General features: G+C 46.8%; 18 protein-coding genes and 3 tRNA genes. 12 read left to right on the forward strand and 9 right to left on the reverse strand.

All coding sequences use genetic code 11. The annotated features are described in order from the left end of the window. Positions 1-423: 423 nt before the first annotated feature. The 3 genes from HMPREF2608_RS05170 to rfbD all read right to left on the reverse strand — a co-directional run bounded on the left by HMPREF2608_RS05170 (position 424) and on the right by rfbD (position 5,681). On the reverse strand, positions 424-1,776 hold the full coding sequence (locus HMPREF2608_RS05170) for a hypothetical protein (RefSeq protein ID WP_070826213.1): 1,353 nt from the start codon (positions 1,774-1,776) through the stop codon (positions 424-426). 35 nt (positions 1,777-1,811) lie between these two features. Then, positions 1,812-4,667 (reverse strand): excinuclease ABC subunit UvrA, encoded by a 2,856-nt coding sequence (gene uvrA / locus HMPREF2608_RS05175; protein WP_070826214.1) that lies wholly within the window; start codon positions 4,665-4,667, stop codon positions 1,812-1,814. Between the two features lie 150 nt (positions 4,668-4,817). Continuing rightward, positions 4,818-5,681 carry a dTDP-4-dehydrorhamnose reductase gene (rfbD, locus tag HMPREF2608_RS05180; RefSeq protein ID WP_070826215.1) on the reverse strand — a complete coding sequence of 288 codons (864 nt, stop codon included), beginning with the start codon at positions 5,679-5,681 and terminating at the stop codon, positions 4,818-4,820. Between the two features lie 441 nt (positions 5,682-6,122). On the opposite strand from rfbD, the gene HMPREF2608_RS11550 reads away from it, so the two are divergent. From HMPREF2608_RS11550 to dld, 4 genes are all read left to right on the forward strand, one after another. Next, entirely contained in the window at positions 6,123-7,619 is a 1,497-nt protein-coding gene (locus HMPREF2608_RS11550) for a calcium-binding protein (RefSeq protein WP_283122289.1), read from the forward strand. A gap of 163 nt (positions 7,620-7,782) precedes the next feature. Next, positions 7,783-8,646, forward strand: a complete 864-nt coding sequence (locus tag HMPREF2608_RS05190) for a phosphoribosylaminoimidazolesuccinocarboxamide synthase (RefSeq protein WP_070826216.1) — start codon at positions 7,783-7,785, stop codon at positions 8,644-8,646. Positions 8,647-8,879: 233 nt separating this feature from the next. Then, complete coding sequence (gene pnp, locus HMPREF2608_RS05195) at positions 8,880-11,003, forward strand: polyribonucleotide nucleotidyltransferase (RefSeq protein WP_141761462.1); 2,124 nt, start codon at positions 8,880-8,882, stop codon at positions 11,001-11,003. A gap of 163 nt (positions 11,004-11,166) precedes the next feature. After that, on the forward strand, positions 11,167-12,858 hold the full coding sequence (gene dld, locus HMPREF2608_RS05200) for a D-lactate dehydrogenase (RefSeq protein WP_070826218.1): 1,692 nt from the start codon (positions 11,167-11,169) through the stop codon (positions 12,856-12,858). Between the two features lie 61 nt (positions 12,859-12,919). On the opposite strand, the gene HMPREF2608_RS05205 is transcribed toward dld, so the two are convergent. The 3 genes from HMPREF2608_RS05205 to HMPREF2608_RS05215 all read right to left on the reverse strand — a co-directional run bounded on the left by HMPREF2608_RS05205 (position 12,920) and on the right by HMPREF2608_RS05215 (position 16,373). Beyond that, complete coding sequence (locus tag HMPREF2608_RS05205; protein ID WP_070826219.1) at positions 12,920-14,284, reverse strand: sodium-dependent transporter; 1,365 nt, start codon at positions 14,282-14,284, stop codon at positions 12,920-12,922. Between the two features lie 782 nt (positions 14,285-15,066). After that, entirely contained in the window at positions 15,067-15,750 is a 684-nt protein-coding gene (locus HMPREF2608_RS05210; protein WP_070460807.1) for a 16S rRNA pseudouridine(516) synthase, read from the reverse strand. Between the two features lie 146 nt (positions 15,751-15,896). Further along, the gene (locus tag HMPREF2608_RS05215; protein ID WP_049348077.1) at positions 15,897-16,373 is read right to left on the reverse strand and encodes an NGO0322 family iron-responsive protein; all 477 of its coding nucleotides are present in this window, start codon (positions 16,371-16,373) and stop codon (positions 15,897-15,899) included. Positions 16,374-16,713: 340 nt separating this feature from the next. On the opposite strand from HMPREF2608_RS05215, the gene dnaQ reads away from it, so the two are divergent. The 5 genes from dnaQ to HMPREF2608_RS05240 all read left to right on the forward strand — a co-directional run bounded on the left by dnaQ (position 16,714) and on the right by HMPREF2608_RS05240 (position 20,173). Continuing rightward, on the forward strand, positions 16,714-17,451 hold the full coding sequence (dnaQ, locus tag HMPREF2608_RS05220; RefSeq protein WP_070826220.1) for a DNA polymerase III subunit epsilon: 738 nt from the start codon (positions 16,714-16,716) through the stop codon (positions 17,449-17,451). After that, positions 17,448-18,134: a 2-C-methyl-D-erythritol 4-phosphate cytidylyltransferase gene (ispD, locus tag HMPREF2608_RS05225; RefSeq protein ID WP_070826221.1), complete on the forward strand. Its 687-nt coding sequence runs from the start codon at positions 17,448-17,450 to the stop codon at positions 18,132-18,134. Before dnaQ ends, ispD begins: the two co-directional genes overlap by 4 nt. 32 nt (positions 18,135-18,166) lie before the next feature. Beyond that, entirely contained in the window at positions 18,167-18,646 is a 480-nt protein-coding gene (gene ispF, locus HMPREF2608_RS05230; protein WP_070826222.1) for a 2-C-methyl-D-erythritol 2,4-cyclodiphosphate synthase, read from the forward strand. Positions 18,647-18,689: 43 nt separating this feature from the next. After that, the gene (gene rpiA / locus HMPREF2608_RS05235; RefSeq protein ID WP_003679072.1) at positions 18,690-19,361 is read left to right on the forward strand and encodes a ribose-5-phosphate isomerase RpiA; all 672 of its coding nucleotides are present in this window, start codon (positions 18,690-18,692) and stop codon (positions 19,359-19,361) included. A 74-nt stretch (positions 19,362-19,435) separates the two neighbouring features. Next, positions 19,436-20,173, forward strand: a complete 738-nt coding sequence (locus HMPREF2608_RS05240) for a thermonuclease family protein (RefSeq protein WP_070826223.1) — start codon at positions 19,436-19,438, stop codon at positions 20,171-20,173. A 177-nt stretch (positions 20,174-20,350) separates the two neighbouring features. Here the strand turns inward: HMPREF2608_RS05240 and HMPREF2608_RS05245 are convergent. From HMPREF2608_RS05245 to HMPREF2608_RS05255, 3 genes are all read right to left on the reverse strand, one after another. Further along, a tRNA-Ser gene (locus HMPREF2608_RS05245) sits at positions 20,351-20,441 on the reverse strand. Positions 20,442-20,508: 67 nt separating this feature from the next. Continuing rightward, a tRNA-Leu gene (locus HMPREF2608_RS05250) sits at positions 20,509-20,595 on the reverse strand. Positions 20,596-20,633: 38 nt separating this feature from the next. Further along, a tRNA-Leu gene (locus HMPREF2608_RS05255) sits at positions 20,634-20,720 on the reverse strand. Between the two features lie 94 nt (positions 20,721-20,814). Here HMPREF2608_RS05255 and rnr point away from each other — a divergent pair. The 3 genes from rnr to HMPREF2608_RS11650 all read left to right on the forward strand — a co-directional run. Beyond that, the gene (rnr, locus tag HMPREF2608_RS05260; RefSeq protein ID WP_141761463.1) at positions 20,815-23,295 is read left to right on the forward strand and encodes a ribonuclease R; all 2,481 of its coding nucleotides are present in this window, start codon (positions 20,815-20,817) and stop codon (positions 23,293-23,295) included. 81 nt (positions 23,296-23,376) lie between these two features. Then, complete coding sequence (locus HMPREF2608_RS05265; protein ID WP_070826225.1) at positions 23,377-23,724, forward strand: ArsC family reductase; 348 nt, start codon at positions 23,377-23,379, stop codon at positions 23,722-23,724. A 145-nt stretch (positions 23,725-23,869) separates the two neighbouring features. Then, on the forward strand, positions 23,870-24,729 hold an 860-nt coding region (locus HMPREF2608_RS11650; protein WP_283122290.1), incomplete at its 3' end, for a SurA N-terminal domain-containing protein.

Raw genomic sequence — 24,729 nt, forward strand, 5'->3', positions numbered from 1 at the left:
AACCGCGTGCGTGCGTACCGCACACACCCTACACGTTGATTTTGAAGTTCCGCGTGATTCACAGGTAGGGTGTGTGGCATAGCCACGCACGCGGTCGGTTGGATATGCAGGCTACGGCTTGCTGGTTTGGGGTGGTTGTAGGTTGGGTTGTAAACCCAACAAAACAGATGGGTTTTACGGTTCTGTTGGGTCTAGACCCAACCTACGCTTGCTGTGGATTTTACCCGAGTCGTACAGGTCGTAAGCACGCAGCTTGCTTTGGTGGTCGATGTTTTGGGGCATGGGGTTTCTCGGTGGGCGGGGTGGATTTTCAGACGGCGTTTGAGGCCGTCTGAAAGGGTTATAGGTTGGGTTGCAAACCCAACAAAACAGATAAGTTTTACGGTCTTGTTGGGTCTTGACCCAACCTACGCTTGCTTGCTATTAGTTTTCGTCAGTCTCTTCAATGTCATCATCTTTTGGTTGATCGGTTATTTGTTTATCATGGGAATTTTTAATTTTTGATGAATCTTTTTTATTATCTTCAATATCGTTTTTTGATTTATCTCTTTTAAAAAATTGATTTGCAATATCATTATACGGGGTGCTAGCATTTGTATCATCTTTTACTAGCCTCAAAGGTTCATTATTAATAATTTTAAGCAAATTTCCCATTAAATCTTTAAGCATATCAATAGATATATCGGATGTTTCCTTTCTATACCCTTCATAGCTTTGACTAACGGAAGATTTAAATCCATAATCCTCTGATAACTTAAATAATTTGTGGATTTGCGTCGTGGCTAACCATGAAAACCATAAAGGTGCAGTAATACTAAGTAATGCAGTAATAGCTTGCAATATAATAGCTGCTGTACTTACACCATTATCAGTAAATAAACTTTGTAAACGACTTACTTGAGTACTGCCTGCAAACCAAAGTGCTAACAATGCAACAATAAGCCCGAATGTCCACCATTTTGCTGAACTATTTAATTGTTTAGCACGTTCTTTAAAAGCACCTGCCAAACCATTTGTATTTGTAATGCTATATGCCTGTGCAGATTTATCCCTATACTCATTGCATTTCTTATATATGTTTTCAATCTCCCCCTTTAACTCTTCAATGTTTTTTAAAAACTCCTTACCTTTTGATGTATTTATTGCAATACTTTCAGAAAAATCATCTGATTTCTTCTTATTTTCTTTGTAAATACTATTAATTTCCTGATGAGTCATTCGGGTTTCTTCAATCGCCTCTTTTAAATCATCTTGTACAGTAGGTAGATTTCTTGCTGTTTCATATGCACTATTAATTTGTTTTACTTTCTCATCTAATCCGGCGCTAGATTTTTCTAAGTTTGTAACAGTTCTCTTTTGTATAGCTAGCCTTTGGCGCAAACTAGATGGCATCGTATCTTCAGGCAAATGCTCCCATTCTAAACTTTGATAAAGATATTTATCAATCCAATCTATTGTTATTGTATATGAGTAGAAGTATAGATAATATGAATAACTCTCAAGACCTGTAACAAGTAGATGCTTGCTATCCTTTACCCTTCCTGAAAGATACTCCATACTTTCTAATTTATTTTTTGAGAATTCGTATGGTCTATTCTTGATTTTTTGGATTATCCCTCTTGGAATATCCGCTAAGTCATCAAGAGTAATACACGGATATTGATCATACCCGTGACGTTTATTAATAGGATTATTTTCAAAATTCTCTTGCTCTAAAATTGTTTTTATCAAATCTTCAAGAGCATCAATTAGTTTATTTACTTCATTATTTTCCATAAATGCAAGATCCTTATATTAATTTAAAAATTACGTTACAAGTTATTTATAATATTTTTTAAATACTTCCCAGTATAACTCCCCTTAACCTTCGCTACCTGCTCAGGGCTACCTGAAGCAATAATCTTACCACCTCCGTCGCCCCCCTCGGGCCCTAAGTCCACAATCCAATCCGCTGTTTTAATTACATCCAAATTGTGCTCGATAATCACAATTGAGTTGCCTTTACCTTTCAGACGGCCTATTACTTCCAGCAATAGGGCGATGTCGGCGAAGTGCAGGCCGGTAGTGGGTTCGTCGAGGATGTAGAGCGTTCTGCCGGTGTCGCGTTTGGAGAGTTCCAAGGCGAGTTTGACGCGCTGGGCTTCGCCGCCGGAGAGGGTGGTGGCGGACTGGCCGAGGCGGATGTAGCCGAGTCCTACGTCCATCAGGGTTTGCAGTTTGCGCGATACGGTGGGGACGGCGTCGAAAAATTCGCGGGCTTCTTCAACGGTCATGTCGAGGACTTGGCTGATGTTTTTGCCTTTGTATTGGATTTCGAGGGTTTCGCGGTTGTAGCGTTTGCCGTGGCAGACTTCGCAGGGGACGTACACGTCGGGCAGGAAGTGCATTTCGACTTTAATCACGCCGTCGCCTTGGCAGGCTTCGCAGCGGCCGCCTTTAACGTTGAAGGAGAATCTGCCGACGCTGTAGCCGCGTTCGCGCGAGAGGGGTACGCCGGCGAAGAGTTCGCGGATGGGGGTGAACAGGCCGGTGTAGGTGGCGGGGTTGGAACGCGGGGTGCGGCCGATGGGGGATTGGTCGACGTTGATGACTTTGTCGAGGTGTTCGAGGCCGTAAATGTCGTCGTATGGGGCGGGTTCTTCTTGGGCGCGGTTGAGTTCGCGGGCGGTGATTTTGGCGAGGGTGTCGTTAATCAGGGTGGATTTGCCGCTGCCGGATACGCCGGTGATGCAGGTAATCAAACCAAGCGGCAGTTCGAGGGTGACGTTTTTGAGGTTGTTGCCGCGCGCGCCTTTGAGGACGAGCATCCGGTCGGGATTGACGGGCGTGCGTTCAGACGGCACGGCAATGGATTTTTTGCCGCTGAGGTATTGTCCGGTAACGGAATTTTCGCATTTGGCGACGTTTTCGGGCGTGTCGGCAATCAATACGTTGCCGCCGTGTTCGCCTGCGCCCGGGCCCATATCGATGACGAAATCGGCTTCGCGGATGGCGTCTTCGTCGTGTTCGACCACAATCACGCTGTTGCCCAAATCGCGCAAGCGTTTGAGGGTGGCGAGCAGGCGGTCGTTGTCGCGCTGGTGCAGGCCGATGGAGGGTTCGTCCAAAACGTACATCACGCCGGTCAGGCCGCTGCCGATTTGGCTGGCGAGGCGGATGCGTTGGGCTTCGCCGCCGGAAAGGGTTTCGGCGGAGCGGCTTAAATTCAGGTAATCCAGCCCGACATTAATCAGGAAACCGAGCCGCTCGGTGATTTCTTTGAGGATTTTTTCGGCGATTTGTTTTTTGTTGCCGTCCAAATCCAGCGTTTCGAAGAATTGGTGGGTTTTGGTCAGCGGCCAGGCGGAGACTTCGTGCAAGGGTTTGCCGCTGACGTAAACGTAACGCGCTTCTTTGCGCAAACGTGCGCCGCCGCAGCTCGGGCAGGCGCGGTGGTTTTGGTATTCGCGCAGTTTTTCGCGCACGGTTTCGCTGTCAGTTTCGCGGTAGCGGCGTTCGAGATTGGGGATGATGCCTTCGAAGGCGTGACTGCGGTTGAAGGTGGTACCGCGTTCGGATAGGTAGGTGAAGTCGATGACTTCTTTGCCTGAGCCGTGCAACACGACTTTTTTGACTTTTTCAGGCAAAGTTTCCCAAGCGGCGTTGACATCAAATTTATAATGATGCGCCAGCGATTGAATCATTTGGAAATAGAATTGGTTGCGCTTATCCCAGCCGTCAATCGCGCCTGCGGCTAAGGATAGTTCGGGATGGGCGACCACTTTTTCGGGATCGAAGAAGTTGGTATTGCCCAAACCGTCGCAAGTCGGGCAGGAGCCCATTGGGTTGTTGAAGGAAAACAGGCGCGGCTCTAACTCGGGCAGGCTGTATGAACATACGGGGCAGGCGAAACGCGCGGAGAACCAATGTTCTTCGCCGCTGTCCATTTCCATCGCCAGTGCGCGCTCGTTGCCGTGGCGCAGCGCGGTTTCAAAACTTTCCGCCAGCCGTTGCTGGATGTCCGCCTTCACTTTCACGCGGTCGATGACCACGTCGATATTGTGCTTGATGTTTTTTTCCAGCTTCGGCACTTCGTCAAGCTGATAGACCTCGCCGTCCACACGTACACGCGCAAAGCCCTGAGCCTGCAAGTCGGCAAAGAAATCGACAAACTCGCCTTTACGTTCGCGCACTGCCGGCGCAAGAATCATTACGCGCGTGTCTTCCGGCAGCTTCAACACGGTATCGACCATCTGCGACACGGTCTGGCTCGACAACGGCAGATTGTGTTCGGGGCAATACGGCGTACCGACGCGAGCGTATAAAAGGCGCAGATAGTCGTGGATTTCTGTTACTGTACCGACGGTGGAGCGTGGGTTGTGGCTGGTGGATTTTTGCTCGATGGAAATTGCGGGCGACAGGCCTTCGATCAAATCGACATCGGGTTTGTCCATCATCTGCAAGAATTGACGGGCATAGGCGGAAAGGCTCTCAACATAACGGCGTTGGCCTTCTGCATACAAAGTATCAAACGCCAGCGACGACTTGCCGCTGCCTGACAGCCCCGTGACCACCACCAGTTTGTGGCGCGGAATGTCCAAATCGACATTTTTCAAATTATGTGTACGCGCGCCGCGGATGCGGATGGTGTCATTATCGTGTGAATGTTTAGGATGATGGTTGCACATGGTGTCAGGCCGTCTGAAAAATAAAATAAACGGCTATTGTAGCACTTTTCAAATGACAGACTGGATAGATAAAGCATTTGATATAAAAGAAACAAAGAGGCCGTCTGAAAATATGTTTTCAGACGGCCTTGATATAGATGGATCAGCTTATCAGTCGATTGTGCGGAGAATTTCGCGCAGGGCTTTTTGCCAGTCGGACGGTTTGATACCGAACTCGGTTTCGAGGCGTGAGCAATCCATGATGCTGTATGCCGGACGCGGAGCGGGCAGGGGGTATTGTTCGGTGGTGATTGCGTTCAGTTCCGGAATGCGGAAGCTGTCGTCTAATTGGTGGGCCGTCTGAAAGATGGCTTTGGTAAATTCGTACCATGTTGCCGATTTGTTGCCACAGTAATGGAAGATGCCGCGTGGGGAAGTGGGCTGTTGCAGTAAACTGATGATGGCGTGAGCCAAGTCGCCTGCATAAGTCGGGCAGCCGGTTTGGTCGTGAACAATGGAGAGGGAATCACGTTCTTTGGCAAGGCGCAGCATGGTTTTGACGAAATTGCTGCCGTATTCGCTAAACAGCCATGAAGTACGGACGATTGTACTTTCCGGATGCGCGGCTAAAGCCAAAAGCTCGCCTGCTACTTTGGATTGACCGTAAGTGCTGCGCGGATTGGTGTAGTCGGTTTCGCGGTAAGGGCGTTTGCCTTCGCCGTCGAATACATAATCAGTGGAAATATGGATAAAGCGGGCGTGTGCGGCGCGGGCGGCTGCAGCCAGGTTGTGAACAGCGCTTGCGTTGACGGCAAAAGCGGCTTCAGCGTTTTCTTCTGCTTTATCGACGGCAGTGTAAGCTGCGGCATTAACGATGGCATCGGGTTGGAAATTTTTAATCATATGATGCACGGCTTCGGTATCGGTAATGTCCAGCGAAGTAGAGTCGGTAGCAATCAGTTCCCAATCTTCGGGCAGGCGGTCGCGCAGACAACGGGCAAGCTGGCCTTTGGCTCCGGTCAATAAAGTACGCATGGTTGAGTATCTCCTCTGATAGCTGTTAAATAGGTGTTCGTGTCATTATAGTGTAAATACGACAAATTCACATTATTGGCGTAGAACAAAATGCAGAGGAGGCTGTATTTGGGTAAATTGTCGATATTATCTATTCATAATAATAACCAATTATTGGTATTATGTTTGTTTACTATAACTAGAGTTAAAATTCGGCTTTTAATAAGATAGATAAAGGATCTATGCTATTTGAGAGAGTGTGAATCAATGTTAATGTTTTTATTGTTGCTAGGATAATGGAATTTAAAAACAGGCGAAACTCCGTCCTTTTGTCGGCAAATTCTACCGTTTGATATTTTTGAGTAAATATTTTGCAAAATATTACTAAAATAATAATTGGGCAAGGGCGGATTTGCTCGTTCCGTCAACCCAATATTTTATTAACTTTTGGGAGTAATTATTATGGCATACTGTTACGGGGGGTATTATACTAGACCCCTGGTTAGTTCTTACTGCGCACCCGCACCTAAGGCTTCCTACTCTTCTTACTACTGCGCTCCTGCAGCAAAATCTTCTGTTTCTATCGGCAGCATCGCTAGCATTGCCAGCGTCGGCGTGTCAGTAGTTAACGCGGTAACCGGTTTGGTTTCTGCTATTGCGGCTTTCTGCCCACCGGCAAAAACGCCTAACTACAAATGTGTTCCGGTTTGCCCACCTTACAACTGCGATCCAATCAAACCGATCCCATGTCCAAAACCACAACCTAAACCTCAGCCTAAGCCTCAACCAAAACCTGAGCCTAAACCTGAGCCACAGCCAGAACCGCAACCAGAACCAAAACCACAACCAAAACCTGAGCCTAAGCCAGAACCGAAACCTGAGCCTAAACCAGAACCAAAACCTGAGCCTAAGCCAGAGCCAAAACCTGAGCCTAAACCAGAACCGAAACCTGAGCCTAAGCCAGAACCTAAGCCAGAACCGAAACCTGAGCCTAAGCCAGATTGCAAAGACTGTGTTGACGACCATAACCAAAACAACTCATACGGTCACGAAGACAAAAACCCAGGTAATGTCATCCGAGCTGAAGACTGCAAAGACGGCAACGTTATCCGCGGTACTGATGCTAAAGATACCATTTATGGTACTGCTTGCGAAGACATCATCTACGGTGGTAACGGCACAGACGTAATCTACGCCGGTGCTGGTAACGACACCATTTACGGTGATGCCGACGGTGACTCTCTGTACGGTGAAGAAGGTAAAGACTACCTGCAAGGTGGTGCCGGTAACGACTACCTGAACGGTGGTTCCGGCGCGGACATCATGCGCGGTGGCGACGGTAACGACGTTTACTTCGTTGACAATGCCAACGACCAAGTTATCGAGTACGGCAATGCACACGCCGGTATCGATACTGTCCGTACCGTTATTGACTACACACTGACTGATCACGTTGAAAACCTGTTTTTGCAAGGTATGCAAAACCTGAACGGTACCGGTAACTCTTTGAACAACAACATCGAAGGTAATGGTGGCAACAACCATCTGTACGGTTTGGCCGGCGACGACTGTCTGGTTGGTAAAGACGGTAACGACTACCTCGACGGCGGTGTCGGCAACGACATCCTGATCGGCGGTACCGGTAACGACACTTACTTCTTCGACAAAGGTTACGGTCACGACACTATCCGTGAAGAAAGTGGTAATGACACCCTGTTGTTCGGTAAAGGCGTTGCAGCTTCTGACGTATTGCTGAGCAAATCAGGTGCTAACCTGACTGTTTCTGTCGGTACTAACGACAGCATCACCATCGACGACTGGTTCACCGGTAACGATCACAAAGTTGAAAACTTCAAGTTTGCTGACGGTAGCACTTACCAAGTAACCGGCCACGGCGACTACTACTCTCTGTCTGCTGTGAACCAAATCCAAGATCAGACTCAAGCTTCTGTAATCTGATAGGATGGTGATTTTCAGGGTTCTTCTCTGAAATCAACGGATAAGGCCGTCTGAAACCAAAATATAAGGTTTCAGACGGCCTTTATTTTGTAAACAATCTGACGAAAGATGCTAAATTGGGCTAAAATACCAAATTCTTCTGTTTACCAAAGAGATACCCGAAATGTCTGAAATCAGCTTGAAAAAAATCTACTCCGGCAAAGTCCGCGATTTGTACGAAATTGACGATAAACGTATGTTGATGGTTGCTTCCGACCGTCTGTCTGCATTCGATGTGATTTTAGATGATCCGATTCCGGGTAAAGGAGAGATTCTGACGCAGATTTCCAATTTTTGGTTTAAAAAACTGGCTCATATCATGCCTAACCATTTTACCGGTCAGACGGTTTACGATGTTTTGCCTGAAAACGAAGCTAAAGCTTTGGAGAAACGCGCCGTCGTGGCTAAAAAACTCACTCCGGTGAAAGTGGAGGCTATTGTGCGCGGTTATCTGGCAGGCAGCGGTTGGAAAGATTATCAAAAGACAGGCTCTGTTTGCGGTATTCAACTGTCTGAAGGTATGCAGGAAGCACAACAACTGCCTGAAGTGATCTTTACGCCATCGACCAAAGCTGCAGTTGGCGATCATGATGAAAACATCAGCTTTGAAGAATGCGAACGCATTATCGGAAAAGAGCTGGCGGCGGAAGTGCGCGCCAAAGCAATTCAGCTTTATACAGAAGCGGCCGAATATGCGAAATCTCGCGGTATTATCATTTGCGATACCAAGTTTGAATTTGGTTTGGATGAAGAAGGTACGCTGACTTTGATGGACGAAGTGTTGACGCCTGACTCCAGCCGTTTTTGGCCTGCAGACCAATACAAAGTCGGTACCAATCCGCCATCTTTTGACAAACAATTTGTCCGCGACTGGCTGGAGCAAAGCGGTTGGAACAAAAAAGCGCCTGCGCCTAAAGTGCCTGCCGATGTAATTCAGAAAACAGTCGAAAAATATCAGGAAGCATTGACTTTGCTGACTCAGGATTAGTTTTTAAGTTTGAAGGCCGTCTGAAAAGGATATGTTTCAGACGGCCTTTTTATTGTATAAATACTGGATTTTAAGGATGGTTGCCTTTATAATCAAGAGTTGTTTTCAGCGCCTTAAAGGCCGTCTGAAAGCTTGTTTATAACCTGCCGCACGGTCTGAAACCCTAACTATGCACATTCGGATTTTAGTGTGCATTATTAGTGTTTTAGCAGTGCGGTATTTTGAAAGGAACAATGATGTTCAATAAACACGTTAAGACCTTCCAATACGGTAATCAAACCGTTACTTTGGAAACCGGCGAAATCGCTCGCCAAGCCGCCGCTGCCGTTAAAGTATCCATGGGCGATACTGTTGTTTTGGTTGCCGTTACTACCAACAAAGAAGTGAAAGAAGGCCAAGACTTCTTCCCTCTGACTGTCGATTACCTCGAGCGTACTTACGCAGCAGGTAAAATCCCCGGCGGTTTCTTCAAACGCGAAGGCAAACAAAGCGAAAAAGAAATCCTGACCAGCCGTCTGATCGACCGTCCGATCCGCCCTCTGTTCCCTGAAGGTTTCTACCACGACATCCAAATCGTAGCGATGGTGGTGTCTGTTGACCCTGAAATTGATTCTGACATTCCTGCAATGCTGGGTGCATCTGCCGCGCTGGTGTTGAGCGGCGTACCGTTTGCCGGTCCGATTGGTGCTGCGCGAGTAGGTTATGTAAACGGCGTGTACGTTTTGAACCCGACTAAAGCCGAATTGGCTAAATCACAATTGGACTTGGTTGTTGCCGGTACTTCTAAAGCCGTGTTGATGGTGGAATCCGAAGCCGACATCTTGTCTGAAGAAGTGATGTTGGGCGCAGTTGTTTACGGTCACGATCAAATGCAAGTGGCCATTAATGCCATCAATGAGTTTGCCGACGAAGTTAATCCGGAAGTTTGGGATTGGAAAGCACCTGAAACCAATGAAGAATTGGTGGCCAAAGTACGCGAAATTGCCGGCGAAACCATTAAAGAAGCATTCAAAATCCGTCAAAAACAAGCGCGTTCTGCCAAATTGGACGAAGCTTGGAATGCCGTGAAAGAAGCGTTGATTACTGAAGAAACCGACACTTTGGCAGCCAACGAAATCAAAGGCATTTTCAAACACTTGGAAGCCGATGTTGTCCGCAGCCAAATTTTGGACGGTCAACCACGTATCGACGGTCGCGACACCCGCACTGTTCGTCCGTTGAACATTCAAACCGGCGTATTGCCACGCACTCACGGTTCTGCACTGTTTACCCGTGGCGAAACCCAAGCTTTGGCTGTTGCAACTTTGGGTACTTCACGCGATGAGCAAATCATTGATGCGCTGTCCGGCGAATACACCGACCGCTTCATGCTGCACTACAACTTCCCACCATACTCTACTGGTGAAGTGGGTCGCGTAGGTGCGCCAAAACGTCGTGAAATCGGTCACGGCCGCTTGGCTAAACGTGCGTTGTTGGCCGTATTGCCAGAACCTGAAGATTTCAGCTACACCATGCGCGTGGTTTCTGAAATTACCGAATCCAACGGCTCTTCCTCTATGGCTTCCGTCTGCGGCGGCTGCTTGAGCCTGTTGTCTGCCGGTGTGCCTTTGAAAGCGCACGTTGCCGGTATCGCCATGGGTCTGATTTTGGACAACAACAAATTTGCCGTTCTGACCGACATCTTGGGTGACGAAGACCACTTGGGCGATATGGACTTTAAAGTAGCCGGTACAACCGAAGGTGTGACCGCACTGCAAATGGACATCAAAATCCAAGGTATTACCAAAGAAATCATGCAAATCGCTTTGGCTCAAGCCAAAGAAGCACGTTTGCACATCTTGGATCAGATGAAAGCCGCTGTTGCAGGTCCACAAGAGCTGTCTGCACACGCGCCACGCTTGTTCACCATGAAAATCAACCAAGACAAAATCCGTGATGTTATTGGTAAAGGCGGCGAAACCATTCGTTCGATTACTGCTGAAACCGGTACTGAAATCAACATCGCTGAAGACGGTACCATCACTATCGCTGCGACTACTCAAGAAGCAGGCGATGCAGCGAAAAAACGTATCGAAGAAATCATTGCCGAAGTGGAAGTGGGGAAAGTGTACGAAGGTACTGTGGTTAAAATCCTCGACAACAACGTTGGCGCGATTGTCAGCGTGATGCCGGGCAAAGACGGTTTGGTACACATCAGCCAAATCGCCCACGAGCGCGTACGCAATGTCAGCGACTACCTGCAAGTAGGTCAGGTTGTGAACGTGAAAGCATTGGAAGTAGACGATCGCGGCCGCGTACGCCTGTCTATCAAAGCTTTGCTGGAAGCTCCTGCTCGCGAAGAGAAAGCCGCCGAATAATCTGATTGTTCCAGCTTGAATCAAAAGGCCGTCTGAAAATTTCAGACGGCCTTTTGTTTATTTGAATGATGAATTTAAAAATGAGTTTGCCTTTACTTTGATAAAAGGGATTACTACAATGTTTGTAATTTAATAAATATATTCATTTCTCAAGGAGTATGCAATGAATGCTACACAATTAATCAGTCGGCTGACGCAAACCGTCGGCGAAAAATATATCATCACAGACCCGGCAAAAACTGAACAATACCGTCAAGGCTACCGTTTTGGCGAAGGCAAGGCGCTGGCAGTTGTCCGTCCAGGTACGGTGTTGGAAATGTGGCAAATTTTGCAGGCATGTGTTGAGGCTGATGTTATCGTGATTACGCAGGCCGCCAATACCGGTCTGACCGGCGGCTCGACTCCTGACGGCAATGATTACGACCGCGATATCGTGATTGTAAATACCATGCGTTTGAACATTATTCAGCCAATTAACAATAACGAACAAGTTGTCTGCCTGCCTGGCTCTACCCTGAATCAATTGGAGCTGCTGCTAAAACCTTTAGGCCGTGAGCCGCACTCCGTGATTGGTTCGTCTTGTATCGGCGCATCTGTATTGGGTGGCGTATGTAATAACTCCGGCGGTGCATTGGTACAGCGTGGCCCGGCTTATACGGAAATGGCGCTGTTTGCACAAATCAACGAAGAGGGCAAACTGGAGCTGGTCAACCATTTGGGCATTGATTTGGGCGAAACCCCTGAAGAAATTTTGACCAATCTGCAAGGTTTCCATTATCAGAAAAAAGACATTGTTCAAAATGCAGGCAAAGGGCATGACCATGCTTATTGCGATCATGTCCGCCAAGTGAATGAACCGACTGCCGCCCGTTTTAATGCCGATCCTGCACGCCATTACGAGGCTTCAGGCTGCGCGGGCAAGCTGATGGTGTTTGCCGTACGCTTGGATACGTTCCCACAAGAAAAACAGACTGCCGTGTTCTATATCGGCACTAATGATATTAATGAGCTGACCGATATTCGTCGTGCCGCTTTGAGCGAGTTTAAAAACCTGCCTATTTCCGGTGAGTATATCCATCGTCATGCTTTTGATATTGCTGCCATTTATGGTAAAGATACGTTTTATATCATCAAGACGTTCGGTACCCACCAACTTCCGAAACTGTTTGATCTGAAAGCCCGTGTGGATAGATTCAGCAAAAAGATAAGTTTCTTACCAAAACACTTCTCTGATAAATTCATGCAACTGATCAGTAAAATTTTGCCTGATCACTTGCCGAAATCTATGCGCAACTATCGGGATAAATATGAACATCACCTGATTTTAAAAATGGGTGGCGAGGGCGTAGAAGAAGCGCGTGCTTTCTTGAAGGAATATTTTGCAACCCATGGCGGCGCATTCTTCGAATGTAATGCCGAAGAAACGCAGGCGGCCATGCTGCATCGCTTTGCTGTGGCTTCTGCCGCGATCCGTTACCGTTCTGTACATGATGATGAAGTAGAGGATTTGGTTGCACTCGATATCGCCTTGCGCCGTGATGATCGTGATTGGTTTGAAACACTGCCGCCTGAAATCGACAATAAAATCATCCATAAATTGTATTACGGACATTTTATGTGTCATGTGTTCCATCAGGACTACATCATTAAAAAAGGCAACGACTGTATGGCTTTGGAACATGAAATGCTCCATTTGCTGGACCAACGCGGCGCGCAATATCCTGCCGAGCATAATGTCGGTCATCTGTATGAAGCCAAGCCTGAGCTGAAACAGTTCTATAAAAAACTCGACCCAACCAACAGCTTTAACCCCGGTATCGGTAAAACCAGTAAGAAGAAAAACTGGGCAGAATAAAGCATAGTTAAAATATAAGGCCGTCTGAATATTTCAGACGGCCTTTTTATATGCTTGCTTATCAGAACAGGTTGCTGATGAAAATCAGCAAAATCACCAACGGCACGAGATATTTCACATAGGCAAACCAAATATTGACCGTCGTATGGTTGCCTTTATAAAGCAATTCGTCCTTCGCTTCGTCCTTCATCACGAAACCGACAAACAAGGCAGAGCCAAGCGCGGTCAGCATAAACAAGATGTTGCCGCTGATATAGTCAAAGGCATCAAAAATGTTTTTACCAAACACGGAAATATCTTTCCATGGGCCGTAGCTCAAGATGGATGGGATATTACCGAAGATAAAAATACCTGCCAGTACGATGGTAATCGCGGCTGCGCGGCGGATTTTGGTTTTCTCCTGAATGGTTGTAATCAACACTTCATAAATGGTCAGAGAAGTGGTCAGCGCGGCAATCAGAAGCAGTGAGAAGAAAATCACTGCAAACACTGGGCCTGCCCACATATTGGAGAACACGATCGGCAGGCTTTGGAACACCAGCGTCGGGCCGGAGTTAGGGGCAACGCCAAAGCTGAAGAGGGATGGGAAAATCATAAAGCCGGCCAACACGGCAATCAAAGTGTTGGTAATCGCGGTAATTACGGCCGTCTGAACCAGATTTTCGTTTTTATCCAGATAGCTGGATAACGTAATCATCACGCCGAAGCCCAAGCTCAAGGCGAAGAATACTTGGCCCAAAACGAAGACGAACAGTTCGGTTGTAATTTTGCTGAAGTCAGGTTTCAGATAGAAGGTAATGCCTTCCATTGCGCCCGGCAGGGTAACGTTGCGCACAACCATGGCAATCAGGAATAAAAACAGCAAAGGCATCAGGTATTTTGCCGCTTTTTCAATACCGCCGATCACGCCTTTGACTAGGATCCATTGGTTCACAACAACAAATAGGAAGGTGTAGAAAGCAATTTCCCAAGGGCTGTTTTCGATGTGTTCGGTAAAGAAGCTTTTGGTAACTTCGCCGGAAACCGGGTTGGAAATGTCCAAATTGCCGCCGATGATGTTGACGATGTAACTGATGACCCAGCCGCCGAGCACCATGTAATAGGCCATGATGCCGAATGCGCCGAGCAAGCCCATCCAACCGACCAATTTCCAAACTTTGGCAACGGGTTTGCCATTCATTGTGCCGCCAAACGCATCCAGCGCGTTCACGCCTTTACGGCGGCCGATGACGTTTTCCACCAAAATCATCGGAATACCGATGACCAGCATGGCGATACAGAACAGAAACACATACGCGCCGCCGCCGTTTTCACCGACCAGATACGGGAAACGCCAAGTTGCACCAAAGCCGACAGTCGCGCCGGCAACGGTAAGGATGTAAGTCAAACGGTTGGACCAGGTTTGACGGGGTTGATTGGAAGACATAAATACTCAGATGCATAAAAATAAAGACAACATTTTACCGCAAAGATTTAACGAATCTTGACTAAAGTCTGAAAAGAAAATTAGTTAAAAAAACCATGTAATGAAGAATTTTTAGTGGGTTTCTCTGGTTTGCTTGGTATTGAAACCTGCAAACAGAGAATTTGTCTGAAGCGATACGAATGATTGAAAGAGCCCTAACGATAAAGGCCGTCTGAAAGGTGGGATATGGGAAAGGGTTGTTGTGAGGAGATTGGATAGCACTAAGGTGTGCTTTCAAATATGTCGGCAACAAAGATGGTATTTCTCTGAGGTTGTCTAATAACATCCTGTAACCTTAGCTTGGATAGTCGCCGATGGTTTTTCTTTCTATAAAACGATTTGTCTGAAATTGGAACGGTACAGATTGATGCGGAAGAGACGAGAAAGAGAAAAGGAGGAATGGCAAGGTAATGAGTGGGAGATGAGGTTGAGTAATGATGGCTTCTTTAGATGAGAAAGGCCGTCTGAAAGTACATTCGTTTGGTTACCAAATTTTAGATAAAAAAAACCATCTATACTAAGGGGAAAGTATAGATGGCCAAACACATTACGGGGAAAACGTCTTACTCACTTACTCACTTCTTTCGAAGCAAGTGTTACTCAGACAGGCGAATTATACAATAGTTCAGTCTCCCTAGTGTTAAATTCTGTTAAATAAAAATAATAAGGTTTAGATGTTTGATTTTAAATAAATAAAAAATCCATATTGTTTAAAAAATTATTGAAAAAATTGGAATTTTTTTTTAGATTTGGATAAATTTCCATTCTCCGGCGGCCAAATCATCGACATTCCAGTCGCCGAATTTCTCACGATGGAGCTGCTCGACACGGTTGCCTGCGGCTGCAACCATGCGTTTGACCTGATGGTATTTACCCTCTGTAATGGTCATCATCAGTGTGGTTGGGTCGGCCAATACTGCTTCGGCCGCGGCGACGGTTTCATTATCGTCATGTAGGAGGACGCCGTTTTTCAGCGTAGTGCAAAGGGTATCGTCGGCAGGATGTTTCAAAGTGACGCGGTAGAGCTTCGGAACTTTGTGTTTGGGCGAGGTAACGCGGTGGTTAAATTGCCCGTCGTTGGTAATCAGAATAATGCCGGTTGTGTCTGCATCCAAGCGGCCGACTGCCTGCATATCGATATTGCGCATGTGGTCGGGAAACAGGCTGAAGATGCTTGGATATTGCTGGGGTTTGTGCGAAGTCTCGTAATCTGCAGGCTTATGAAGCAGAATGTAGAAATAGGGCATGGGTACGGCGGCAATTTCTTCGCCATCAACAGACAGGGTATGCACTTGAGACGGATCGATATCGTTTTTGGTACGATTATGGATTTCGCCGTTGATGGCAATGCAGTCATTGTCTATCAGCCATTGGCATTGCTTGCGGCTGCCGAGGCCTTGCGATTGGATGTATTTGAGCAGTTGCATGGTTGGTTGAAAAGTAGGAAATGTTCAGACGGCCTTTATTGTACTGGAAAACCGGTGTTTAGGCCGTCTGAAAAGTAGAGGCAAAAAAATCGCCCCTTTAAAATGTTAAGGGGCGCAAAAGGAACACAAACCACTACCAAAAACTGTTACAGGGCAAATTCTCCTATTTGATGTGTTGCCGGATAAAGTGCTTTCATCAAGTCATGTGGTGAAAGCGAGAAATCTTTGCTGTTTGTCGTCAGACGGCCTTGCTGAGGCGTTAGCTCAAGCAATCGGGCGTTTGCCGACTGGATAAACTTGTTCTTCGTGCGCTGCATTTTTCTTTGCAGGGCGGAAACAACGCGGTTGTACAGACTGTCTTTTTGCTTGACTTCGCGTGTATCGGCAACCCAGCTCAAGCGTGTATTGCCGTCTTCATCTTCAATCAGCAGGATGCCGGTTTCTGATTGGGGCGATTTGCCCATACAAGGGAGCCAAACATAATATCGGCCATCTAAAGTAATGAATACTGCGTCGTGTACTTCGCACTCATCGCAACACTTGGTGGCGATCAAAGAGCGGATGGCTTGCTGGTGCAGTCTCAGAATGTCGAGGGAGACTTGCTTAAAAATACTTTCGGGCATTTTCTTCTCCTTTCATTCTGTTGTGCGGTTGTTTTGTTTCGATGGGTTGTATTATACGGCGATTTTTTAAATTTGCAAATGATAATTGTTCCTATTATTTAATTTATAAGTAAGGTATTAATTATTAAAGAAATTAAATTTAAAAAATTTTTTAGAAATTGGGCTTTCTACTCAAATTGGAGTAATAGCTGGCCAATAGATGAAAAAAGAATAAAGGCCGTCTGAAAAAATCCAGCTATAAAAGGGTATTTCAAAAGTAGCTAAAGTTTTGCTGACTATACATTTCAGACGGCCTTCAGTATGATTCAGGACGTTTTGATAATTGCAGAAACCACCAACCATGAGCCAACGTCAGATTATCCTCGATACGGAGACCACGGGTCTTTATCCTGAAAACGGCGACCGTCTGGTCGAATTTGCCGGCTTGGAAATGATCAACCGCCAAATGACCGACTCCAACCTTCATTTATATGTCCACCCCGAGCGCGATATGCCGGAGGAAGCGGCGAAGGTGCATGGTTTGACGATTGAAGTATTGGAAGCGAAGAATGCGCCGCCGTTTGCCCAAGTGGGTAAACAGATTGCCGACTTTATACGTGGTGCAGAGCTGATTATCCATAATGCTAAGTTTGACGTCGGCTTCCTGAATATGGAATTCCGCCGCATGGGACTGCCTTCTATTGAGGAACTGGGTTGTAAAGTGACCGATACGCTGGCCATGGCGCGTGAGATGTTTCCGGGACAAAAGGCAAGTTTGGATGCGTTGTGTAACCGCTTTTCCGTTGACCGCAGCAAACGGGTTTTGCACGGCGCGTTAATCGACTGCGAGCTTTTGGGTGAAGTCTATCTTGCCATGACGCGTCAGCAGTTCGACCTGATGGGTGGCGAGGTGGAAGAAGAGGGCGAAGTCAAACAAACCGTTATTGCGGAAACCAAACGTACGTCGCAGTTGAAAGTCATCAAAGCCAATGCGGACGAGCTGGCGGCACATGAAAAATATTTGGACGATTTGGGCGAAGCATGTGTATGGCGCAAGGCCGAAATGCCTGATGAGGCCAATGCCGGAGCGTCAGCATGATGCGCCGCAATATCGCTTTGATTCCTGCTGCCGGTGTGGGAGCGCGATTTGGCGCAGGAAAACCCAAACAATATGTTGAAATCAATGGTAAAACCGTATTGCAACATACCATAGAAATCTTTGAGCAACACTCCCGCATAGATTTAATTGCCGCTATTCTTTCGCCGGAAGATTCGGTTTTTCAGACGGCCGTTTCTGAGAAAGTACGCGTCTTTCGAGTAGGCGGCGCAAGTCGTGCCGAAACGGTACGCAATGGTGTGTCCGTTTTATTGGAGCAAGGTTTGGCTGAGGCGCAAGACAATATTTTGGTTCATGATGCCGCACGCTGTTGCCTGCCTCCTGAAGCGCTAACGCGTTTGCTTGATGAGGCGGGTGAGAATGATGAAGGCGGTATTTTGGCCATACCGGTGGCCGATACGCTCAAGCGGGCAGACAGCAGTCATCATATTGATGAAACCGTTGCGCGCGCAGGGTTATGGCAGGCGCAAACGCCGCAGCTTTTTCAGACGGCCTTGTTACACCGTGCTTTATCGGTTGATGATTTAAGTGAGATTACGGATGAAGCGTCAGCGGTTGAAAAACTGGGTATCCGGCCGCGCTTGGTGCAGGGCGATACGCGCAATTTGAAATTGACGCTGCCGCAAGACGAATACATTGTCAGATTGTTGCTCAAGGCCGTCTGAACAATCAAAACCCATTATTTAAGGAAGCAAACATGAATATCCGTGTCGGACAGGGCTACGATGTCCATCAGTTGGTCGAAGGGCGAGATTTGATACTCGGCGGCGTAAACATTCCGTTTGAAAAAGGCTTGCTGGGTCATTCAGATGCCGATGCGCTTTTGCATGCGATTACAGATGCCCTGTTGGGTGCAGCCGGTTTGGGAGATATCGGCAGCCATTTTCCTGATACTGCCGCCGAGTTCAAAGATGCAGACAGCCGTGTGCTGTTGCGCGAGGCTTATCAAAGCGTGCAGGCATTGGGTTGGAAGGTGGTTAATGTCGATACGACTGTGATTGCGCAAAAGCCAAAACTTGCGCCGCATATTCCGGCAATGCGCACCAATATTGCCGCAGATTTGGGTTTGCCTGAAAACTGCGTGAATATTAAGGGCAAAACCAACGAAAAACTTGGCTATCTGGGACGTATGGAAGCCATTGAAGCGCAAGCGGCAGTATTGCTGATTAAGGCCTAAGAGCTTAAAATTACTTTATTATTCAAACTGAAGGACTGACAACATGGCAACTCAAGACGAACTCAAACGTATTGCCGCCGAAAAAGCGGTGGAATTTGTTCCTGAAAACGAATACATCGGTATCGGTACCGGCTCTACCATCAACTTTTTTATTGAAGCTTTGGGTAAAAGCGGTAAGAAAATAAAGGGTGCCGTGTCTACTTCTAAAAAATCCAGCGAGCTTTTGGCAAAATACGAGATTCCTGAAGTTTCACTGAATGAAGTGATGGGTTTGGCGGTTTATGTTGACGGCGCAGACGAAGTCAACCACGCGCTGCAAATGATTAAAGGTGGCGGCGGTGCGCATTTGAACGAAAAAATCGTGGCCAGCGCATCCGATAAATTTGTTTGTATCGCCGATGAAAGCAAATACGTTTCCCGTTTGGGTAAATTCCCATTGCCGGTAGAAGTGGTTGAAAATGCCCGTTCGCTGGTGTCGCGCAAACTGCTTGCGATGGGCGGACAACCTGAGTTGCGTGTCGGCTATACTACTTTCTATGGCAATCAAATCGTCGATGTTCACGGCCTCAATATTGACCAAGCCCTGAAAATGGAAGACGAAATCAATAAAATCACCGGCGTACTCGAAAACGGTATTTTTGCCCGCGATGCCGCCGATGTGTTGGTTTTGGGTACGGCAGAAGGTGCAAAAGTCATCCTGCCTTGTCAGGATTAATGGAGATTAATCAATCTTAAAAGGCCGTCTGAAAGTGCATCAGGTCTTTCAGACGGCCTTCAATTTGGCAAAATATGCAAATCAGTAAAATTATAAAATGGTTGCCCGTTGTTTTATCCGTTTTGGGCGCGCTTGGTTACAGCTCACGCGATACCGAGTTGATTCGTACAGGGGTAAGCGTTGCTGCAACATTGGCACAAGGCGACAATATCGGTTTGGAAAAGGTCAATCAATGGCTGGGAGAAAATGTCGTCAAAGCCACATCTGATACCAAAGCCGAAGCTAAACCCAAACCGGACCAGAAACAAAAGTCATCGCGACAATTCTACACATACAACGGAAAAATCATCAAAATCCATGATGGCGATACCATGCACATCATCGATAGCGACGGCCGGAAACACAAAATCCGTATGGCCTATATCGATGCGCCGGAAATCAATCAGGCTTATGGTACGCAATCACGAGACAATCTGATTGATGCTGCATTGAATAAAAAAGCCAAAGTGCGCGTGTTTGAAAGTGACCGCTATCAGCGCGAAGTCGCCCAAGTATCAGTCGGCACGATTGACCTGAATTTGATGCAGATACGGGATGGTGCCGCATGGCATTATGAAAGTTATGCCAAAAAACAACAAAGTAAAACCGCCTACACCGACTATTCGGCCGCGCAAAAACAAGCCAAGGAAAAACGTAAAGGCTTATGGAAAAAAGACAATCCGCAAGCACCTTGGCAATTTCGCCGTCAAAATCACGAGCAGCAGAACGGTAATAAAAAGCAGTCTGATAAACAATGGTTCGGGATTTGGTAGGTTTTAAGAGAGGCCGTCTGAAAACTTTCAGACGGCCTTTAATCATTAAGGTTAAGTATAAGATAAGAATGAGTGGCAGGTTTCTGATTAGAAGGTAAGAGAAATAAAAGTGTGATGTAATATTTTTAAGAAGGGCAGATATGAAAAAAGACACCGTTAGCTGGTGTCTTTAGTATCTGGCAGAGAGGAAGGGATTCGAACCCTCGATACGCTATTCACGTATACACGCTTTCCAGGCGTGCGACTTAAACCACTCATCCACCTCTCTGTGGACTATTATCCTGACTTATTATTTATTCAGAATAATGTGAAAACTTGACTGATTAATTTATCAGTGGTGCCCAGGAGAAGACTCGAACTTCCACACCCGTGAGGATACTAGCACCTGAAGCTAGCGCGTCTACCAATTCCGCCACCTGGGCAATTTAAATTTTCTTAAGCAAAGAAGCACCAAATTATTTGGTGCCCAGGAGAAGACTCGAACTTCCACGCCCGTGAGGACACTAGCACCTGAAGCTAGCGCGTCTACCAATTCCGCCACCTGGGCTTTGCTTTATTCTTCAATTTAAGGTAGAGTTGACTACCTGAACTGCGAAGAAGCAGCTATTATATATTTTAAAAAAAGAATGTCAACTATCAAAATGAACAAAAATACTAAATCTTTAAATTTACGAGAAAAAGACCCGTATTTGGAGCGGGAGAAACAACGTTACGCTCATCCGCTGCCTAGCCGTGAATGGGTTATTGAATTATTGGAACAAAAAGGCGTGCCGACAAAAATCGAAGCTTTGGCACATGAATTGTCGATTACAGAAGATGAATATGAATTCTTCGAGCGCCGTCTGAAAGCGATGGCGCGCGATGGTCAGGTGTTGATCAATCGACGTGGCGCGGTGTGTGCGGCAGAAAAATTGGCATTGGTTAAATGCCGTGTCGAAGCGCATAAAGACGGCTTTGGTTTTGCCGTGCCGCTAACGCCGACAGGTGAGGGCGATTTTGTTTTGTATGAGCGTCAGATGCGCGGCGTAATGCACGGGGATATTGTTACCGTTCGTCCTGCCGGTATCGACCGCAGAGGCCGTCGTGAAGGTACGGTTTTGGATGTAGTGGAGCGTGCGCAGTCTAAAGTGGTCGGCCGTTTTTATATGGATCGCGGCGTGGCTATTTTGGAAGCGGAAGACAAGCGTTTGAGCCAAAGTATCGTGTTAGAGCCTGAAAGCGTGGCGCACTTTAAACCGCAATCCGGCCAAGTGATTGTGGCTGAAATCGAGACGTATCCTGAAGCACATCGTCCTGCTGTGGCTAAGCTGATTGAAGTGTTGGGCGATTATGCCGACAGCGGTATGGAAATCGAAATCGCTGTACGCAAGCACCATTTGCCTCATCAATTCAGCGAAGCATGTGTCAAAGCCGCGAAGAAAATTCCTGATCATGTGCGTAAAACCGACTTGAAAGGACGCGTGGACTTACGCGATTTGCCTCTGGTAACCATTGACGGCGAAACTGCGCGGGACTTTGACGATGCGGTTTTTGCTGAAAAAGTCGGCCGCAATTACCGTTTGGTGGTGGCGATTGCCGATGTCAGCCATTATGTTCGTCCTGATGACGGAATTGATGTAGATGCTCAGGAACGCAGTACCAGCGTGTATTTCCCACGCCGTGTGATTCCAATGCTGCCGGAGAAGTTGTCCAACGGTATCTGCTCGCTCAATCCTGATGTCGAACGCCTGTGTATGGTGTGCGATATGGTGATTACCTATGCCGGCAATATCAAGGAATACCGTTTCTATCCGGCAGTAATGCGTTCTCATGCGCGACTGACTTACAATCAAGTTTGGGATTGGATTTCAGACGGCCAGGATCATCCGTTTAAGCAGCAAATCGATACCCTGTATCAGTTATTTAAAATCTTGCAGAAAAAACGTTTTGAGCGTGGCGCGGTTGAGTTTGAGAGCGTCGAGACTCAGATGATTTTTGATGACAACGGTAAGATCGACAAGATTGTTCCCGTCGTCCGCAACGATGCGCATAAATTGATTGAAGAATGTATGCTGGCGGCGAATGTTTGCGCGGCAGAATTTTTGCTGAAAAACAAACATACGGCTTTGTTCCGCAATCACTTGGGCCCGACTCCCGAAAAATTGGCCACTTTACGCGAGCAGCTTGGTTTGCTGGGGCTGAGTTTGGGTGGCGGCGATAATCCGACGCCGAAAGACTATGCTGCGCTTGCTGAGCAATTTAAAAGCCGTCCGGACGCGGAATTGTTGCAAGTGATGATGTTGCGTTCTATGCAGCAGGCGGTTTATGAGCCGCATTGCGAAGGTCACTTTGGTCTGGCTTATAGCGCATATGCACACTTTACTTCGCCTATCCGCCGTTATCCGGATTTGACGGTACATCGTGCCATCAAGGCTGTGTTGAATGGACAAACGTACCAACCCAATAAAACCTGGCAGGCTTTGGGCGTGCATACCTCTTTCTGCGAGCGCCGAGCCGATGATGCCAGCCGCGATGTGGAAAACTGGCTGAAAACTTATTATATGCGCGACAAAGTCGGCGAAGTTTTCAGTGGCAAGATTTCGGGTATGACCAGCTTCGGTATTTTTGTAACCTTGGACGATATTCATATCGACGGCTTGGTTCATATCAGCGATTTAGGTGAAGATTATTTCAACTTCCGTCCTGAAATTATGGCGATTGAGGGCGAACGCAGCAGTGTTCGTTTCAATATGGGCGATACGGTCACTGTAAAAGTCGCGCGAGCCGATTTGGATACCAGCAAGATTGATTTGACCTTAATTAGCGGCGGTTCAGTCGGTAAGAAACGCGGAGGTAGAAAAGCAAAACCTGTAAGCAAGCCAATAGCTGCTGACAAGTCTGTCGAAAAGCGTAAGCGTAAACTGTCGGCTAAAGAAATTGATGAAGCGTTGGCTGCTCCCATGAAGGCAAAGAAGAGCAAGGTGAAAAGTAAACCTGCCTCCAAGCCTGCCAAGCCAAGCAAACCTAAAGCCGCAGGCAAGAAAAAAACGCAGGCGAAAACAACTTCCGTCAAAGTCGGAGGTAAAAATAATGCTCAAGGCAAAAGCGTGAAGATTAAAGTGAAGAAAGCTGCTAAGAAATAAGCTGTATTCAATTCAGGCCGTCTGAAAAGTTTCAGACGGCCTGAATTTGTGATTTTATGAATAACACCAAGGATAAATAAGATGATAAAACTATACGGTATTCCCAATTGCGATACGGTTAAAAAAGCGCGCAGTTGGTTGGCGGAAAACGGCATCGAGTTTGAGTTTGTAGATTTTAAGAAAAATGCCCCGACTGCCGAATTGATTGATGGCTGGCTGGAGCAGGCGGCTTTGGAAATTTTGCTCAATAAAAGAGGCACGACTTGGCGCAAGTTGGATAAAGATGCGCAAGAATCTGCCGCCACAAAAGAAGGGGCGATTGCTTTAATGGTGGAAAATCCCAGCATTATCAAGCGGCCTGTATTGGTCAAGGAAGGACAGGTTCATATCGGATTTTCAGTAGAAGCGTACCAGGAAATTTTCGGATAAGGCATTTTTAGGTTTTTAGGCCGTCTGAAAAAGCAAGCCTTGAAAAAATACGTTACAATACGCGCTTTGAGCCTGTTTTCAGGATTTTAAGATTTTTGCGGCAGCATTTTCCGGCTGCCGCGCCAAACTTTTCTTTCGGATAAATATGTTCCATATTGTTGAAAAATATAAAACACCCGCCCAGATTGTTTTAGGTATCATCGGTCTGACCTTTATCGGATTCGGTGCCAATAACTTGTCTTCGCCGGGTTCTGATTACATTGTCAAAGTCGGGGATGAGAAGGTTAGCGAGCATGCTTTACAGATTGCGATACAAAATGAGCAGGCTGCCGGCAATAATGCGCCTTCGCGTGATGCGGTATTCCAATCGTTATTGCAACGTGCTTATCTGAAGCAAGGTGCCAAACTGATGGGTATCGCTGTGTCTCAGGAACAAATCAAGCAAGTTATCGTGGATGATCCGAATTTCCATGATGCTTCCGGTAAATTCAGTCAGGATTTGCTCAAGAAGTATTTGGATCAGCGCAAAATGACCGAGGATCAGTTTGTTGAAGATATCCGCGAACAATTCCAATTGCAAAATCTGTTGAATTTGGTTCAAAACGGTGCGTTGGTCAGCGATGCGCAAGCGCGTCAGTTGATTAACCTGACTCAAGCAACACGTACTATCCGTTCATTTACTTTCAGCCCTGAAGCATTTGCGGCACAAGTAAAAGTAGATGATGCGGCTTTGCAAAAGTATTATGAAGCGCATAAGAAAGATTACTTGATTCCTCAAGCCGTTAAGCTGGAATACGTGGCTTTGAGCATCAAGGATTTGGCTGACAAGCAAACCGTCAGTGCGGAAGAAGTACAAAAAGCTTACGACAGTAAAAGCGTAGATTTGTCGCCAAGAGCCGAAATTGCGCATATTTTCATTCCGGTTATGCCTAACGGAGATGAAGCAAGCAATGCAGAAATTAAAGCCGAAGTGGATAAAATGGCTGCGGAGCTTAAAGCACATCC

Origin of the sequence: Neisseria sp. HMSC064D07 (genome assembly GCF_001837185.1) — a bacterium.
In the GTDB taxonomy this organism is placed as follows: Bacteria; Pseudomonadota; Gammaproteobacteria; order Burkholderiales; family Neisseriaceae; genus Neisseria; species Neisseria flavescens_C.